This is a genomic window from Olsenella intestinalis (assembly GCF_023276655.1).
GTDB classification, from domain to species: Bacteria; Actinomycetota; Coriobacteriia; order Coriobacteriales; family Atopobiaceae; genus Olsenella_J; species Olsenella_J intestinalis.
The window spans coordinates 454,336-469,982 of sequence record NZ_JALGRK010000002.1 but is presented as its reverse complement, the minus strand read 5'-3'; the positions used below and the strand labels follow the sequence as shown (position 1 = coordinate 469,982).

At 67.1% G+C, this 15,647-nt stretch carries 14 protein-coding genes; 10 read left to right on the top strand and 4 right to left on the bottom strand.

Annotated features, from left to right (window positions below):
* The first annotated feature begins 44 nt into the window (after positions 1–44).
* The 6 genes from rnd to M5D76_RS06795 all read left to right on the top strand — a co-directional run bounded on the left by rnd (position 45) and on the right by M5D76_RS06795 (position 5,320).
* Positions 45–1,175, top strand: a complete 1,131-nt coding sequence (gene rnd, locus M5D76_RS06820; RefSeq protein ID WP_248922638.1) for a ribonuclease D — start codon at positions 45–47, stop codon at positions 1,173–1,175.
* 105 nt (positions 1,176–1,280) lie between these two features.
* Positions 1,281–1,985 (top strand): zinc metallopeptidase, encoded by a 705-nt coding sequence (locus M5D76_RS06815; protein WP_248922637.1) that lies wholly within the window; start codon positions 1,281–1,283, stop codon positions 1,983–1,985.
* Position 1,986: 1 nt separating this feature from the next.
* On the top strand, positions 1,987–3,333 hold the full coding sequence (gene xseA / locus M5D76_RS06810; RefSeq protein WP_248922636.1) for an exodeoxyribonuclease VII large subunit: 1,347 nt from the start codon (positions 1,987–1,989) through the stop codon (positions 3,331–3,333).
* 37 nt (positions 3,334–3,370) lie between these two features.
* Positions 3,371–3,637, top strand: a complete 267-nt coding sequence (gene xseB / locus M5D76_RS06805; RefSeq protein ID WP_248922635.1) for an exodeoxyribonuclease VII small subunit — start codon at positions 3,371–3,373, stop codon at positions 3,635–3,637.
* An 8-nt stretch (positions 3,638–3,645) separates the two neighbouring features.
* Positions 3,646–4,002 (top strand): histidine triad nucleotide-binding protein, encoded by a 357-nt coding sequence (locus tag M5D76_RS06800; RefSeq protein ID WP_248922634.1) that lies wholly within the window; start codon positions 3,646–3,648, stop codon positions 4,000–4,002.
* Positions 4,003–4,138: 136 nt separating this feature from the next.
* Entirely contained in the window at positions 4,139–5,320 is a 1,182-nt protein-coding gene (locus tag M5D76_RS06795; protein WP_248922633.1) for an acetate/propionate family kinase, read from the top strand.
* Between the two features lie 131 nt (positions 5,321–5,451).
* Here the strand turns inward: M5D76_RS06795 and M5D76_RS06790 are convergent, their stop codons facing one another.
* Positions 5,452–6,012 carry a GNAT family N-acetyltransferase gene (locus tag M5D76_RS06790; protein ID WP_248922632.1) on the bottom strand — a complete coding sequence of 187 codons (561 nt, stop codon included), beginning with the start codon at positions 6,010–6,012 and terminating at the stop codon, positions 5,452–5,454.
* 7 nt (positions 6,013–6,019) lie between these two features.
* Complete coding sequence (locus tag M5D76_RS06785) at positions 6,020–6,919, bottom strand: aldose 1-epimerase family protein (protein ID WP_248922631.1); 900 nt, start codon at positions 6,917–6,919, stop codon at positions 6,020–6,022.
* A 256-nt stretch (positions 6,920–7,175) separates the two neighbouring features.
* Between M5D76_RS06785 and pckA the strand changes: the two genes are divergently transcribed.
* The 3 genes from pckA (at position 7,176) to M5D76_RS06770 (ending at position 12,627) form a co-directional block, all read left to right on the top strand.
* Positions 7,176–8,765: a phosphoenolpyruvate carboxykinase (ATP) gene (gene pckA / locus M5D76_RS06780; RefSeq protein WP_248922630.1), complete on the top strand. Its 1,590-nt coding sequence runs from the start codon at positions 7,176–7,178 to the stop codon at positions 8,763–8,765.
* 308 nt (positions 8,766–9,073) lie between these two features.
* Positions 9,074–10,897 carry an NAD(P)-binding protein gene (locus M5D76_RS06775; protein ID WP_248922629.1) on the top strand — a complete coding sequence of 608 codons (1,824 nt, stop codon included), beginning with the start codon at positions 9,074–9,076 and terminating at the stop codon, positions 10,895–10,897.
* A complete protein-coding gene (locus M5D76_RS06770) occupies positions 10,891–12,627 on the top strand; it encodes a [FeFe] hydrogenase, group A (protein WP_248922628.1) in 1,737 nt (578 codons plus the stop codon). The genes M5D76_RS06775 and M5D76_RS06770 overlap by 7 nt, the downstream gene beginning before the upstream one ends.
* Before the next feature lie 95 nt (positions 12,628–12,722).
* Here M5D76_RS06770 and M5D76_RS06765 read toward each other — a convergent pair whose 3' ends face one another.
* Positions 12,723–13,184, bottom strand: coding sequence for an RpiB/LacA/LacB family sugar-phosphate isomerase (locus M5D76_RS06765; protein WP_248922627.1), 462 nt, complete (start codon positions 13,182–13,184; stop codon positions 12,723–12,725).
* A gap of 41 nt (positions 13,185–13,225) precedes the next feature.
* The gene (gene pta, locus M5D76_RS06760) at positions 13,226–14,203 is read right to left on the bottom strand and encodes a phosphate acetyltransferase (RefSeq protein ID WP_248922626.1); all 978 of its coding nucleotides are present in this window, start codon (positions 14,201–14,203) and stop codon (positions 13,226–13,228) included.
* A 216-nt stretch (positions 14,204–14,419) separates the two neighbouring features.
* Here pta and glf point away from each other — a divergent pair, with 216 nt between their 5' ends.
* Positions 14,420–15,622 carry a UDP-galactopyranose mutase gene (gene glf, locus M5D76_RS06755; protein ID WP_248922625.1) on the top strand — a complete coding sequence of 401 codons (1,203 nt, stop codon included), beginning with the start codon at positions 14,420–14,422 and terminating at the stop codon, positions 15,620–15,622.
* Positions 15,623–15,647: the final 25 nt, after the last annotated feature.

The following is a 15,647-nucleotide window of genomic DNA, read 5'->3' as shown; positions in this document are numbered from 1 at the left end:
GTATGGTATCCATTTTCATTGTCGGTTAGACGAAACGAGCATGCGTGTATATATCTGATTTCGATTCGCTCGCTGCGTTCTGCGAGCGAGCCTCCGGCGCCAAGGTACTTGCCGTCGACACGGAGTTCCTGAGGGAGAGGACGTTCTACCCCAAGGTCTGCCTGATCCAGCTTGCAACCCCCGAGGAGTCGTGCGCGGTCGACCCGATCCTCATCGACGACCTGTCTCCCGTGAGGCGCCTGTTCGAGGACACCTCGATCACCAAGATCTTCCATGCGTGCACGCAGGACCTCGAGGTCATCAACCATGACCTGGGCTGCATCCCCGAGCCCATCTTCGACACCCAGCTCGCGGCGGCCTTCCTCGGCCTTCGCCAGCAGATTGGCTACGGCGCGCTCGTCGAGTCCTACTGCAACGTGCACCTTCCCAAGGCGGAGTCCCTCACCGACTGGTCGAAGCGACCGCTCGATGCCGAGCAGCTCAAGTACGCCGAGGACGACGTCCGCTACCTCCCGGGCATCTACGAGCGCATGGTCGAGGAGCTCGTCAAGCTCGACCGCCTCTCGTGGCTCGCGCCCGAGATGGAGCGCCTGAGCGACCCCGACCACGTCGTGCGCCCGCCCGAGCTCGCCTACCGCCACCTCAAGCGCTCCGGCTCGCTCACCCGTAGGCAGCTCTCGGTCGCCCGCGAGCTCTGCGCCTGGCGCGACGGCGTCGCCTCGAGGCGTGACATCCCGCGCAAGTGGGTCGTGTCCGACGAGGTCATCGTCGAGTCCTGCAAGCGCTTCCCCAAGTCGGTCGACGCCCTCAAGCGCATCCGCGGGACCGAGCAGCTCGCCCGCCGCGACGCGGAGGCCATGGTGCACGCCATCGCGTGCGGCCTCGCGTGCCCTCCCGAGGACTACCCGCAGGTGAAGCGCAAGGAGCGCCCGACTGCGGAGACCGAGAGCGTCGTCGACCTCATGTACGCGATGCTGAGGCTCATCTCCGACAAGAGCGGCGTCGCCACGCAGCTCATCGCCACGAGGGATGACCTCCTCGAGTTCGTGAACCATCGCGAGAAGTCCGCCCTCGCCAGCTCCTGGCGCTATGAGCTCGCGGGCAAGACCCTCGAGGAGCTCCTCGACGGTCAGGTGGGCCTCACCGTTAAGGACGGAAAGGTCGAGAAGCTCTAGGCCGTTCCCGCGCGACTTTCTGTCCGGCGCCTGCCGTACGATAGCGATCAGGGCGTCCGTCCCTTTGGGTATAAGGGTCAGGACGCACGCGTGATTGGAGAGAGCATGGTTGGTCTTGGATACGGTTACGGGTTCGGGTACGGCTTCGACATGACGTACCTCGCCGTCGTCCTCATTTCTGTCGTCCTCGGGGCGCTGACCCAGGCGTACATCAACTCCACCTACCGCAGGTGGTCGAAGATCAGCGCTTCCTCGGGCGCCACGGGAGCCCAGGTGGCGCGCTCGATGCTCGACCGTGAGGGCGCCTCCGAGGTCACCATCTCGCGCGTCGGCGGCCACCTCACCGACCACTTCGACCCGCGTGACATGAGCCTGCACCTCTCCGACGAGAACTACGAGGGCGGCTCGGTCGCATCGGTCGCCGTCGCCTGCCACGAGGCCGGCCACGCGGTCCAGACCGCGCGCGGCTACGCCTTCGGCCGCTTCCGCACGGCGCTCGTCCCCGTCGTCAACCTCACGCAGCGCACCTGGGGCATCCTCTTCGTGCTCGGCATGTTCTCGGGCATCGCCGGCCTCACGACGCTCGCCATCGTCTGCTTCGCGTTCTCGGTGCTCTTCCAGCTCGTGACCCTGCCGGTCGAGATCGACGCGTCGCGCAGGGCGGTCCGCTACCTCTCCGAGTCGGGCTCCGGCGTCGACGGGCGCGGCGCTCGCTCCGTGCTCATCGCCGCAGCGCTGACCTACGTCGCCGCGGCGCTCGTCTCGGTCGTCCAGCTCCTGTACCTCATCGGCCGCACCCAGAGGCGCTAGCATGGCCGCCAAGGAGGAGGCGCTCTCGGTACACGAGGCCGTCCAGATCGCGTCCAACCAGGTCAGCAGCATCCCCATGCTCACGGTCGTGGGCGAGGTGAGCGGGTTCCGCTCGCCCAACGCGCGCTCCGGCCACTGCTACTTCCAGCTCAAGGACGAGGAGTCGAGTCTCGATGCCATCGTCTGGAAGGGCATCTACCAGAGCTGCGGGTTCGAGCTGCGCGACGGCCTCAAGATCCAGATCACGGGCAACTTCAACATCTACAAGGCCTCGGGCAAGATGTCGTTCGTGGCCAAGCGGATCTCGGTCGCGGGGGAGGGGCTCCTGCGCCAGCAGGTCGACGCCCTCGCGCGCAAGCTCCAGGCCGAGGGGCTCATGGACCCCGAGCGCAAGCGCAAGATTCCCAGGTTCTGCACGCGCATCGCCGTCGTGACGTCGCTCTCCGGCAGCGTCATCGACGACGTCAAGCGCACGCTGGCGAGAAGGAACCCCCTCGTCGAGATCCAGGTCGCCAACTGCAAGGTGCAGGGCGAGGGCGCCCCCGAGTCGATCATGGCCGCCCTCGACCTCGCCGCCTCGGTGCAGCCCGACGCCATCCTCCTCGTGAGGGGCGGCGGCTCCTTCGAGGACCTCATGACCTTCAACGACGAGGCCCTCGCGCGCCACGTCGCAAGCATGCCCGTCCCCGTCATCTGCGGCATCGGCCACGAGCCCGACACCTCGATCTGCGACATGGTCTCGGACCGCAGGTGCTCGACGCCCACGGCCGCCGCCGAGTCGGTCGCCCCGGCGATCGACGACCTCGCGAAGGTGACGGCCGACCGCTCGAACCGCCTCGCGCTCTCGATGAGGCGCATCCTGGAGGGGGAGCGCGACGGGCTCGACGGCCTCTCGCGCCGCTCGCACACGGCCGCCCGCGCGACCCTGTCCCGCCTTGCGGAGCGCCTCGACGTCGTCGCGGGCAGTCACTGCCTCTCGAACCCCGGCGCCTTCCTCGAGGAGCGCGCCGCCCAGATCAACCTCACCGAGGAGCGCCTGCACGACACCATGCCGCGCGCACTTGCCAGGCACCGCGGCGACCTCGACCGCGAGGCCAGGCGCCTCTCGGGCGCGGGCGGGCGCCTGCTGAGGCCCTACCAGGCCGTCCTCGAGCGCTCCGCCGGGACGCTCGACGCGCTCTCGCCGCTCAAGGTGCTCTCGCGCGGCTATGCCATCGCGCGAGACGGCGAGGGCCACGTCATCGACAGTGCCTCCAAGGCCTCCGTCGGAGACGAGATCGAGGTCCTTCTCGGCGAGGGCCGCATCGGTGCCCGAGTCACGAGCGTCAGCGAGGGCTCCGGCGAGTAACCTAGGAAACGAAGCCATTGCAACCAAGGGAGATATGATGGCCGACCAGAAGAAGATCGAAGACATGACGTTCAAGGAGGCCTCGGTCGAGCTCGAGCAGATCGTCCGCGCGCTCGAGGCCGGCGACCTCGAGCTCGAGGACTCGCTGGAGCGCTATGCCCGCGGCGTCGAGCTGCTCAAGAGCCTGCGCGAGCGCCTCGCCACGGCCGAGCAGAAGGTCCAGACCTTGATCGAGGCCACCGAGGGCGCCGCGCCCGTGGCAGACACGACGGCCGCGCCCAAGACGGCCTTCGTCGACGAATAGGAGGAGACATGAGCAAGAAGGACGACTGCATCTTCTGCAAGATCGCCAACCACGAGATCGAGTCCGACTACCTCTACGAGGACGACCTCGTCTGCGCGTTCCGCGACCTCAACCCCCAGGCGCCCGTCCACGTGCTCGTGGTCCCCAAGGACCACTACGACAACATTGTCGACGACGTCCCCGGCGAGGTGCTCGCCGCGATGACCCACGCCGTCTCTGAGGTCGCCCGCATCTGCGGCATCAAGGACTCCGGCTTCCGCGTCATCGCCAACACCGGCGCCGCGGCGGGCCAGACCGTCATGCACCTGCACATGCACGTGCTCGGCGGCTCGACGCTCAGCGAGGGGCTCATTCCCAACGCGTAAGTCAACATCTATTTGACGAAGGGTCGTTTGAGTAGCGTAAACGGCCCTTTGTTGTTTAGGTCCCCTGCCGAGCGGCAGGGGTTTATCATGTGAGCGTTGTACCTGTCGGACACATGTCCGCCGTGAGAGGAGATTCATGAACGTCCTAGTCATCAACGCTGGCAGCTCTTCGCTGAAGTACCAGCTTCTCGACACCACCTCGGGCGAGGTCTTCGCCAAGGGCAACTGCGAGCGCATCGGCATCGACGGCTCCTTCGTCGGCCACGAGGAGCGCGGTGGCGAGAAGAGCAAGCTCGAGGTCGCGCTTCCCGACCACAAGACGGCCATCAAGCACGTCTTCGAGATCCTCGACCAGGCCGGCTTCGACACCGACAAGATCGAGGGCATCGGCCACCGCGTGGTCCAGGGCGGCTGGTACTTCCCCGAGTCCAAGGTCGTCACCGACGAGACCCTCGGCTGGGTCCGCGAGGTCGCGCCGCTCGCGCCCCTGCACAACTACGCCGAGGCCGACGTCATCGAGATCTGCCGCGAGCTCTTCCCCTCGATCGGCAACGTGATCGTCGCCGACACCTCCTTCCACTACAACATCCCCGAGAAGGCCTGGCGCTACGCCCTGCCGCGCGACGTCGTCGACAAGCTGCACATCCGCAAGTACGGCGCCCACGGCACCAGCCACCGCTACATCTGGCGCAAGACCAAGGAGCTCCTCGGCGACGACGTCCACAAGCTCGTCTCCTGCCACCTCGGCTCCGGCGCCTCCCTCTCCGCGATCGAGGACGGCCACGACATGGACACCACCATGGGCCTCACCCCGCTCGACGGCCTCATCATGGGCACGCGCTGCGGCTCGATCGACCCCGCCACGGTCTGCTACCTCGTCCGCGAGGGCGGCTACACCATCGACGAGGTCGACACGATGATGAACAAGCAGTCGGGCCTGCTCGCGCTCTCCGGCATCTCGTCGGACTCCCGCGACATCGAGGCGGGTGCCGAGCGCGGCGACGCCAACTGCCAGATGGCCTTCGATATGTTCTACTACCGCACCTCCCAGCTCATCATGGAGATGGCCCAGGCCATGCACGGCTTCGACACCATGGCCTTCTCCGCGGGCATCGGCGAGAACTCCGACGTCATGCGCGCCGGCGTCGCCAAGGAGCTCGAGTGGATGGGCGTCAAGATCGACCCCGAGAAGAACAAGGTCCGCTCCGACGAGCCGCGCGTCATCTCCACGGACGACTCCAAGATCCGCGTCCTCGTGGTTCCCACCAACGAGGAGCTCATGATCGCCCTCGACGTCGAGGAGCTGCTCGGCAAGTAGCGCCCCGCGCAGGCGAGAAGAGACTGCCACCAAAGGAGGGAGGCGCCCCGTGGGGTGCCTCCCTCCCTTTCTTGCGGTGCCATCGAGCCCGCCGCCATGTCATTGTTGGGCGCGTCCCCGTTCGGTGCGTTCTACCGCCCGAGTCCCGTGTGGCGCCACGGCAGCCACGAGAGGATGCCGCCCTTGTCGAGGGTGCGCTCGTCGGGCCGTGCGTAGTGGTAGCCGATGCGGGGCGACCCGTCGGCCAGGTGGATGGTCCCGCAGCGCTTGAAGCCGCGGCTCTCGAGCAGCGCCTGCATGCCGGCGTTGTCCTCGTGCGTGTCGGTGCGCACGTTGTTGGCGGCCTTGCAGATCCAGTCCATCATGGCGCCGCCGACGCCCTCGCCCGACTCGTGCGCCGCGAAGCGGTGGATCACGAAGTAGGGGACGTCGTTGAGCCAGGGCTCGCCCTCGATCTTGAGGTAGCTCTTCTCCGGCCCTGCCTGCAGGCAGAAGGTGCCCACGACGGCCCCGTCCTCGTCCTCGCAGACGAACTGCACGCCGCGCAGCACGTCCTGGGCGATCATGAGGCGCGACGGGTAGCCGTCCGCCCACTGGTTGGGGTTGCCCGCCTCGCGCATGTGCTCGCGGGCCCTGTCGTAGACCTCCATGATGGCGTCGAGGTCGGCCTTCTCGGCGATCCTGATCTGCATGCTGCTCCTATCCGTTGTGGGTGGCGTCGAGCGGCGTCATCGTGAACGCGTGCGAGCGCGACTCGCCGGGTGCGAGCGCCTGCATGCCGCGCTTGTGCTCGAACACGTCGTCCTCGTCGGCGGCCGTCGCGCAGCCGAGCCACGGCTCGAGCGCGACGAAGGGCGCGTCACCCGCCGCCGACCAGACGCCCAGGTAGTCGAAGCCGTCGAAGTCGACGCGCATGCCCGCGCCCGAGGGGCCGGCGAGCGTCACCGTGCGCTGGGGCACGTCCTCGAACACGAGGGTATCGATGTCGAAGGTCGCGTGGTCGAGCGCCAGCGTGTCGGCGTCGTCGAGCAGCGCCACGCGCTCGTCGAAGTCGAGCAGGCCGCTCGCGGTGTCGATCTTGGGCGTGGCGTAGGTCCAGCGCTCGGCGAACTCGAGGCGGTACTCGGAGAAGTCCTCGCCTGCGGCCCCGGGCGCCGGCACGTTGAAGGCGGGGTGGCCGCCGACCACGTAGGGCAGCTCGACGTCGCCGGTGTTGGCGACCGTGAACTCCTGGGTGAGCGAGCCGCCCTCGATGCGGTAGGCGAGGGTGAGCTCGAAGTCGTAGGGGAACTGCGCGCGGGTGCGCTCGCTCGAGGCGAGGCGGTAGGCAAGCCCGCACCCGTCGTTCTCGACGAGCTCGAACTCCTCGTTTCGGGCAAGGCCGTGGCGCTTGAGGCTCACGGGACCCGCCGCCGATCTCGCCTGGTCTGCCCTGATGTTGCCCACGATGGGGAAGAGCACGGGCGCGCGCCTCGGCCACCACCTCTCGTCGCCCTGCCACAGGTACTCGCCCGCGGCCGTCCTCAGGCTCATGAGCTGGGCCCCCTTGGAGTCCACGCTGATCTCGATGCCGTCGTGCGCGATGCTTGTCAGTGCCATGCCCGCCTCCGTTGAATCGGCGCCTTGCATTCTCCCATCCAATTATGACCTCGTGGCCGCGCCTGTCCACCGGCGGGCGAGAAGAGCAACTTTTATGGCCCACGCCCGCGCCTTCGGGCGCGAAGCCGCTCTTCTCGGCGGCGTCGATTCGTTTCCAAACGGGCGACGAATGTTACAATCCGCGCCCACGGCTTGCCGCTGCGCTACGATTCATGCTGTTACGCAGCATGAAAACGCACGGGTTCGAGGAGGTAGCATGATTCAAGATCAGCTTGCGGCCTGCGGCCTCGAGGGCTGCAGGGGCGCGATTCTCATTGACGGCTCTCCGGCCGTCCTCACCGAGAAGGCACTCAAGAACCACGAGGGAATCCTCACGTCGAAGGGCGCGCTTGCCGTCGAGACCGGCAAGTACACGGGCCGCTCGCCCGAGGACCGCTTCATCGTCGACACCGAGGGCGTGCACGACCAGATCGCCTGGGGCTCGGTCAACAAGCCCTTCAGCGTCGAGAACTACGAGAAGGTCAAGCGTGCCGTCTGCGACTACCTCTCCGTGCGCGACATCTACATCGTCCACGCCATGGCCGGCGCCGACACCCGCTGGTGCCGCAAGTTCTTCATCGTGTGCGAGCGCGCCAGCCAGGCGCTCTTCTCGCGCCAGCTGCTCGTGCGCCCGTCCAAGCGCCAGCTCGCCGACTTCGAGCCGCAGGACTTCTCGGTGCTTGTTGCGCCCGGCCTCAAGCTCAACCCCGAGGTCCACGGCACCCACTCCGAGGCGGCCGTCCTCATCAACTTCGACGAGAAGATCGTGCTCATCGCCGGCACCCAGTACAACGGCGAGATCAAGAAGTCGATCTTCTCGGTCATGAACTACCTCATGCCCGTTGAGGAGGACGTCCTGCCCATGCACTCGTCGGCCAACATGGACCCGGTCACGGGCGAGACGGCCGTCTTCTTCGGACTGTCCGGCACCGGCAAGACGACGCTGTCGGCCGACCCGCAGCGCATGCTCATCGGCGACGACGAGCACGGCTGGTCCGAGGGCTCCGTCTTCAACTTCGAGGGCGGCTGCTACGCCAAGGCCATCCGCATCTCCGCTGCCACCGAGCCCGAGATCTACCGCGCCATCCGCTTCGGCAGCATCCTCGAGAACGTCGTGGTCGACCACGTCACGCGCAAGCCCGACTACTTCGACGGCACGGTCACCGAGAACACGCGCGTCGCCTACCCGATCGACTACATCGAGAACGCCCAGGTCCTCGGCCAAGGCCGCTACCCCAACGTGATCATCTTCCTGACCGCCGACGCCTTCGGCGTGCTCCCGCCGATCTCGCGGCTCGACATCAACGGCGCCATGTACCACTTCCTGTCGGGCTTCACGAGCAAGGTCGCCGGCACCGAGCGCGGCGTGACCGAGCCGCAGCCCACGTTCTCGACCCTGTTCGGCGAGCCGTTCATGCCGCTGTCGCCGCTTCGCTACGCGCGCATGTTCGGCGAGAAGCTGCAGGCCGGCGGCACCCGCGTCTACCTCATCAACACCGGCTGGACCGGCGGCCCCTACGGGGTCGGCAGGCGCATGGAGCTCGCGAGCACGCGTCTCATGGTCTCGGCCGCCCTTGACGGCACGATCGAGTCGAGCGACTTCGTGCACGACGAGATCTTCAACGTGGACGTCCCGACCCACATCGACGGCGTGAGCGACCAGGTCCTCCAGCCACGAGAGACCTGGACCGACAAGGCCGCCTACGACGAGTGCGCCCACCGGGTCGCGAAGATGTTCGTGGACAACGCCGCCGAGAAGTACCCGGACATGGACCCCGAGGTGCGTGCCGCCGGCCCCGTCGCCTAGGTCGCAACCCCGCACTCAGGGCAGCAAAGAGCGTCTCACCTGTGGACCCACCCCGAGCGGGTGGGTCCTTTGCGCGGCGTGCGGCCGAGCGCGGAGGAGCGCGGGGGAGCGCGGAGGGAAGGTGTGGCGGCGGGCGAGGGGCAGGCTCCTCTCGCCAATGCGACTTCCGTCGCGCAATTGCTACCGTTGGGCGAAGGCGCGCGGCGCGTCCTCGAATGCAACGCCGTTCGCGCCTGCCGCTGTCATATAGTTCCGAGCATTGCGGTGCAAGCCGCGACGTCATGCTGAATGTCTTGATTGGGGGATCAATGGCAAGACTGCACGTCATGGAGAGGAGCGAGGCGCAGGTCGTCATGGACGACCTTCACGAGGCCATCGGCCGGCGCCTCGCGGTGAGCTCGCTGGCGCCGTGTCCCGTGGAGTTCACGGCGGCGTTCGTGGGCATGTGCGCCACGCAGAGCTGCGGCAAGTGCACGCCGTGCCGCGTTGGGCTCAACGTGTTGAAGGACCTGATGGAGAGCGTGCTCGACGGCACGGCCACCGAGGCCACGATCGACCTGATCGAGAAGACCGCGCGCACCATCTACCTCTCGAGCGACTGCGCCATCGGCTACGAGGCCGGAGAGATGGCGCTCGAGGCCGTGCTGGGCTTTCGCGACGACTTCGAGCATCACGTGCACACGGGCGCCTGCGGCTTCGAGCAGAGCCAGCTCGTGCCGTGCGTGTCGGGCTGCCCGGCAGGCGTCGACATCCCCGGCTACATCTCGCTGGTCGAGGCCGGCGAGCTCACCGAGGCCGTGCGCCTCATCCGCAAGGACAACCCGCTGCCGCTCGTCTGCGGCTACGTGTGCGAGCACCCCTGCGAGATGCACTGCCGCCGCGGCATGGTGGACGACCCCATGAACATCCGTGGCCTCAAGCGCTTCGCGGTCGACCACATGGAGCGCGACTACCGTCCGCACATGGCCGAGCCGACCGGCAAGCGCGTCGCCGTCGTGGGCGGCGGCCCGGCCGGTCTCTCGTGCGCCTACTACCTCGCGGTCATGGGCCACAAGGTCACGATATTCGAGGCGCGCAAGCACCTCGGCGGCATGCTGCGCTACGGCATCCCGAGCTACCGCCTGCCGCGCGAGCGCCTCGACTCCGAGATCCAGTGGATCCTGGACTGCGGCATCGACGTGCGCCTCGAGACGCCCGTGAGCGACCTCGCGGCGCTGCGCGACGAGTTCGACGCGACCTACCTTGCGATCGGCGCCCACAGCGACCGCAAGCTCGGCCTGGACGGCGAGGACGCCGAGGGCGTCGTCTCCGCGGTCGAGATGCTGCGCGCCATCGGCGACGGCGACATGCCGAGCTTCGCCGGCGAGCGCGTCTGCGTCATCGGCGGCGGCAACGTCGCCATGGACGTCGCCCGCTCGGCCGTGCGCTGCGGCGCCGAGAAGGTCACCATCGTCTACCGCAGGCGCGTCGCCGACATGACCGCCCAGGACGAGGAGATCGCCGGCGCGGCGGCCGAGGGCTGCGAGCTGCTCGAGCTGCATGCCCCGCTTGCGATCGAGGTGAAGGACGGTTCCGTCTCGGGCCTGCGCGTCCAGAAGCAGATCATAGGCGGCCTCAGCCGCGGCCGCTTCGCGCCGCGCGCCGCCGACGAGGACGAGGCGACCATCCCGTGCGACCGCGTCATCGTCGCGATCGGTCAGGCCATCGACTCCAAGGGCTTCGCCGAGCAGGGCGTGCCGTGCTCCCGCGACAGGATCGCCGCGGCGGATGACGGCTCCATCGAGGGCTTCGACGGGCTCTTTGCCGGCGGCGACTGCCAGTCGGGCCCGGCGACCGTCATCCGGGCGGTCAACGCGGGCAAGGTCGCGGCCGCCAACATCGACGGCTACCTCGGCTTCAACCACACGATCGACAAGCACAACGTAGACATGCCGCCCGTCACCTTCAAGGGCAAGGTCTCCTGCGCGCGCTGCGAGCTCACCATGCGCGAGGCGTCCGAGCGCAAGGGCGACTGGACGCTCGTCGAGAGGGGGCTCTCCGCCCAGGAGGCCCACCAGGAGGCATCTCGCTGCCTGAGGTGCGACCACTTCGGATTCGGGGCGTTTCGCGGCGGAAGGATCATGCAATGGTAACTCTCACTATCGACGGCAAGGTCGCCGAGGTCGAGGAGGGCACCACCATCCTCGACGCCGCGCGAACCGTCGGGATCGAGATCCCGACCCTGTGCTACCTGCGCGACCTCAACGAGATCGGCTCCTGCCGCGTGTGCGTGGTCGAGGTCGACGGCATCGACCAGCTCGTCGCCTCGTGCAACAACCGCGTCCTCGAGGGCATGGTGGTGCGCACCAACAGCCCCACGGTCCGCGAGGCCCGCAAGATGAACACCGAGCTCCTGCTCAGCATGCATGACTCCTCCTGCACGAGCTGCGTCCGCTCGGGCAACTGCACCCTGCAGGGGCTGGCCAACGACCTCGGCATCTACTACAACGACTACGGCGAGCGCTCGGTGCGCTACCTGCAGTGGGACAAGGACCTGCCGCTCATCCGCGACAATCGCAAGTGCATCATGTGCCACCGCTGCATCCAGGTGTGCGACAAGGTCCAGGCCTCGGGCGTGTGGGACGTCACCAACAGGGCGAGCCACGCGAGCATCAACGTCAGCGCCGGCGCGCGCCTCTCCGACGTCGACTGCACGCTCTGCGGCCAGTGCATCACGCACTGCCCCACGGGCGCCCTGCGCGAGCGTGACGACACCGAGAAGGTCTTCGCCGCGCTCGGCGACCCGGACGTGACCGTGGTGGCCCAGATCGCCCCGTCGGTGCGCACCGCCTGGGCGGAGTCGCTCGGCTCCGAGGGCGGCGATGTGCCCCTCGAGCGCCTCGTGGGCGCCCTGCACCAGATGGGCTTCGACTACGTGCTCAACACCGACTTCACGGCCGACCTCACGATCATGGAGGAGGGCAGCGAGCTGCTCCATCACCTCGAGCGCTCGCAGAAGGGCGGCTACCCGCTCTTCACCTCGTGCTGCCCGGGCTGGGTGCGCTTCGTGAAGGCCCACTACCCGCAGCTCGTCGACGACGTCTCGACCTCCAAGTCGCCGCAGCAGATGTTCGGCGCCATGGTCAAGAGCTACTACGCCGAGAACCTCGGGCTCGACCCGCACAAGGTCTTCTCGGTGTCCATCATGCCCTGCGTCGCCAAGAAGGCCGAGTGCTCCTACGAGAACATGAACGACGCCTGCGGCGACCCCGACGTCGACGTCGTCCTCACGGTCCGCGAGGTCGTGCGCATGATCCGCGCCGACCACGTGAACGTCGACGTGGTCTCCGACGAGCCCTTCGACGAGCCCATGGGCTACGGCACGGGCGCCGGCATCATCTTCGGCGCCACGGGCGGCGTCATGGAGGCCGCGCTTCGCACGGCACACTACCTTGTGCTTGGCAAGGCTCCGGAGGACGACATGTTCGAGTCCGTCAGGGGCCTCAAGGGCTGGAAGGAGGCCACCTTCGAACTCGGCGGCACAGATGTGCGCGTCGCCGTCGCGAGCGGCCTCGCGAACGCCAAGGCGCTCTGCGACGCCGTGGTCGCCGGCGAGGTTCACTATGATTTCGTGGAGGTCATGGCCTGCCCGGGTGGTTGCGTCAACGGCGGCGGCCAGCCCATCCACGACGGTTGCGAGCTCGCGGGCGTGCGAGCGGAGAAGCTCTACGGCCTCGACCGCGTCGCCAAGTACCGCAACTCCTACGAGAATCCGCAGGTGAAGGCCGCCTACGAGAACTACCTGGGCGAGCCGCTCTCCGAGCGGGCCGAGCAGCTGCTCCACACCGACCAGCACGCATGGTCGATGCCGGGGGAGCGCTAGCGCGGGAGGGCGTCTTCGCTTGCCAGGATCGCCACAAAGAGGGGAGGGCCGCGCATCCGCGCGACCCTCCCCGTTCCTTGCGTATGCGTTGCGCCCTACTCGACCTCGGTCGTGCGCTCCGCGTCGATCTCGAAGACCTTGTCGCGACGGCGGACGTACTTCTCGTCCGTGAGCGCGTCAGTCTCCATCCACGTCTTGACGACGGCCATCGCAAGCACCGGTCCGATGAGCTTGCCGCCCAGGCAGAGCACGTTGGCGTCGTTGTGCTGGCGGGCGAGCTCGGCGCAGACGGGGTCCTGGCAGACGCACGCGAAGATGTTGCGGTACTTGTTGGCGATCATCGCGCTGCCGTAGCCGACGCCGTCGACCAGGATCGCCCTCTCGCACTCGCCGCGCGAGACCGCGCGTGCGGCCGGGCACACGAAGTCGGAGAGGTCGCAGCTTCCCTCGTCGTGGGTCCCGAAGTCGACCACCGTGTGGCCCTGCTCCTCGAGCCATGCCTTGATCTGCATCTTGAGCTGGTATCCCGCGTGGTCATTGGCCATTGCGATCTGCATGGGTGCCTCCCGTCCCGTTCGGTGCGTTGCCTGAGCGTTTCTTACTTGTAGAGCTGTGCCTGGACCGCGGTGATCGCGACGACGCCCACGCTGTCCTCGGCGGAGCAGCCGCGCGAGAGGTCGTTCACCGGGCGCGCGATGCCCTGCAGGATCGGGCCGTAGGCCTCGGCGTCGTCGAAGCGCTGGACGAGCTTGTAGCCGATGTTGCCGGACTGAAGGTCGGGGAAGACCAGGACGTTGGCCTTGCCGGCGACGTTGGAGTTCGGCGCCTTGAGGTTGGCGACGGAGGGCACGAGCGCGGCGTCGAGCTGGAGGTCGCCGTCGAGCGCGAGCTCGGGCGCCTTCTCGTTGGCCAGCTTGGTGGCCTCCTGGACCTTGGTGGGGGTGTCGCCCTTGGCGGAGCCCATGGTGGAGAAGGAAAGCATCGCGACCCTGGGCTCGTCGCTCATGAAGAACTTCCACGACTCGGCGGAGCCGATGGCGATCTCGGAGAGCTCGTCGGCGTTGGGGTCGATGTTGAGGCCGCAGTCGGCGAGCAGCAGCGTGCCGTCCTCGCCGTACTCCTCCTTGCCGGTGCACATGATGAAGAAGGCCGACACGAGCTTGGTGCCAGGGGCGGTCTTGAGGATCTGCAGCGCGGGGCGCAGGGTGTTCGCGGTGGAGTGGCAGGCGCCGGAGACCAGGCCGTCGGCGTCGCCCATCTTGACCATCATGGTCGCGTAGTAGGTCGCGTCGTCGAGCTGCTCGCGGGCCTGCTCGATGGTGACGCCCTTCTTGGCGCGCAGCTCGGCGAACTTCTGCGCGTACTCCTCGTGCTTCTCGCCCCTCTTGGGATCGACGACGGTGACGCCGTCGATGTCGATCTTGTCGGGGTCGCCGAGGATGATGAGGTCAGCCAGGCCCTCGGAGGCGATCTCGCGCGCCGCCTCGAGAACGCGCTCGTCCTCGCCCTCGGGCAGGACGATCTTCTTCTTGTCGGCCTTGGCCTTGTCCTTCATTCGCTGCAGAAAGTCGCTCATGTGTACTCCTTATATATGGTTCCCTTCGCTGGTCAGGCACGAATACTTCGCGGAGTTGTGCACGGGTGCTGGGTATTTGGTGCCATCGGGCAATATTATAGGGCCGAGTGTTAGAATCACTAGCGAAATCGAGTCACGGGTATGCCCCTAACTCGATTCTTTTATGTACGAGACCTGCGGATTCGCCCGCAGGAGCTGGTCTGAAGGGATTAGTTCATGAGCATCCAGAGCGGTCTGCCCGACTCATTCAACCCCCAGTCCTATGACGCCATCGTCGTCGGGGCGGGCTACGCGGGTGCCGTCTGCGCCCGCCGCATGGCGGAGGCCTGCGGCTTCAAGGTCGCCATCCTCGAGAGGCGCAACCACATCGCGGGCAACGCCTACGACTGCGAGGACGAGGCGGGCGTGCTCATCCACAAGTACGGTCCGCACATCTACCACACCACCAACGACCGCGTGCACGAGTTCCTCTCGCGCTTCACGGAGTGGACCGACTACTCCCACAAGGTCCTTGCCAACGTGCACGGCCAGCTCATGCCCGTTCCCTTCAACCACCAGTCGCTGAAGATCGCCTTCGGTGACGAGAAGGGCGAGCGCCTCTACCAGAAGCTCGTCGCGACCTTCGGGCAGGACAAGAAGGTCCCCATCATGGAGCTGAGGGAGAAGAACGACCCCGAGCTCTCCGAGATCGCCGACTACGTCTACGAGAACGTCTTCCTGCGCTACACCATGAAGCAGTGGGGCAAGACCCCCGACGAGATCGACCCGGCCGTCATGGGCCGCGTGCCCGTCTTCGTCGGTGACGACGACCGCTATTTCCCGCAGGCTCCCTACCAGGGCATGCCCGAGGTCTCCTTCACCGACATGTTCGCGCACATGCTCGACCACGACCTCATCTCGATCTTCCTCGACGTCGACGCCCGTGACATCCTCGAGGTGGGGGAGCGCTCCGTCAACGTCTGCGGCAAGCCCTTCGGCGGCGAGGTCATCTACACCGGCGCCCTCGACGAGCTGTTCGACTTCGACCTCGGCGCCCTCCCGTACCGCACGGTCGACATGGTCTTCGAGACGCTCGACAAGGACCAGTTCCAGCCCGTCGGCACGGTCAACTACACCGTCTCCGAGAACTTCACCCGCATCACGGAGTTCAAGAACATGACCGGCCAGGTCGTCCCCGGCAAGACCACGATCCTGCGCGAGTACTCCCGCGTCTACATCCCCGGCGTCGGCGAGACCCCCTACTACGTCATCAACGAGCCCGAGAACATCGAGCTCTACAAGAAGTACCGCGCCCGCGTCGAGGGCGTCCTGAACTTCCACGTCGTCGGTCGCCTCGCTGAGTACCGCTACTACGACATGGATGGCGTCACTGCCTCGGCACTCGAGCTCTCCGACGAGATCATCAGCAGCAACCACTAGCGCGCGTGCGCGTACCAAGGACGGT

Excerpts from the sequence above, each read along its gene's own strand:
- M5D76_RS06815 (WP_248922637.1), top strand. The coding sequence starts at position 1,281 with ATGGTTGGTCTTGGATACGGTTACGGGTTCGGGTACGGCTTCGACATG.
- xseA (WP_248922636.1), top strand. The coding sequence starts at position 1,987 with ATGGCCGCCAAGGAGGAGGCGCTCTCGGTACACGAGGCCGTCCAGATC.
- xseB (WP_248922635.1), top strand. The coding sequence starts at position 3,371 with ATGGCCGACCAGAAGAAGATCGAAGACATGACGTTCAAGGAGGCCTCG.
- M5D76_RS06800 (WP_248922634.1), top strand. The coding sequence starts at position 3,646 with ATGAGCAAGAAGGACGACTGCATCTTCTGCAAGATCGCCAACCACGAG.
- M5D76_RS06795 (WP_248922633.1), top strand. The coding sequence starts at position 4,139 with ATGAACGTCCTAGTCATCAACGCTGGCAGCTCTTCGCTGAAGTACCAG.
- M5D76_RS06790 (WP_248922632.1), bottom strand. The coding sequence starts at position 6,012 with ATGCAGATCAGGATCGCCGAGAAGGCCGACCTCGACGCCATCATGGAG.
- M5D76_RS06785 (WP_248922631.1), bottom strand. The coding sequence starts at position 6,919 with ATGGCACTGACAAGCATCGCGCACGACGGCATCGAGATCAGCGTGGAC.
- pckA (WP_248922630.1), top strand. The coding sequence starts at position 7,176 with ATGATTCAAGATCAGCTTGCGGCCTGCGGCCTCGAGGGCTGCAGGGGC.
- M5D76_RS06775 (WP_248922629.1), top strand. The coding sequence starts at position 9,074 with ATGGCAAGACTGCACGTCATGGAGAGGAGCGAGGCGCAGGTCGTCATG.
- M5D76_RS06770 (WP_248922628.1), top strand. The coding sequence starts at position 10,891 with ATGGTAACTCTCACTATCGACGGCAAGGTCGCCGAGGTCGAGGAGGGC.
- M5D76_RS06765 (WP_248922627.1), bottom strand. The coding sequence starts at position 13,184 with ATGCAGATCGCAATGGCCAATGACCACGCGGGATACCAGCTCAAGATG.
- pta (WP_248922626.1), bottom strand. The coding sequence starts at position 14,203 with ATGAGCGACTTTCTGCAGCGAATGAAGGACAAGGCCAAGGCCGACAAG.
- glf (WP_248922625.1), top strand. The coding sequence starts at position 14,420 with ATGAGCATCCAGAGCGGTCTGCCCGACTCATTCAACCCCCAGTCCTAT.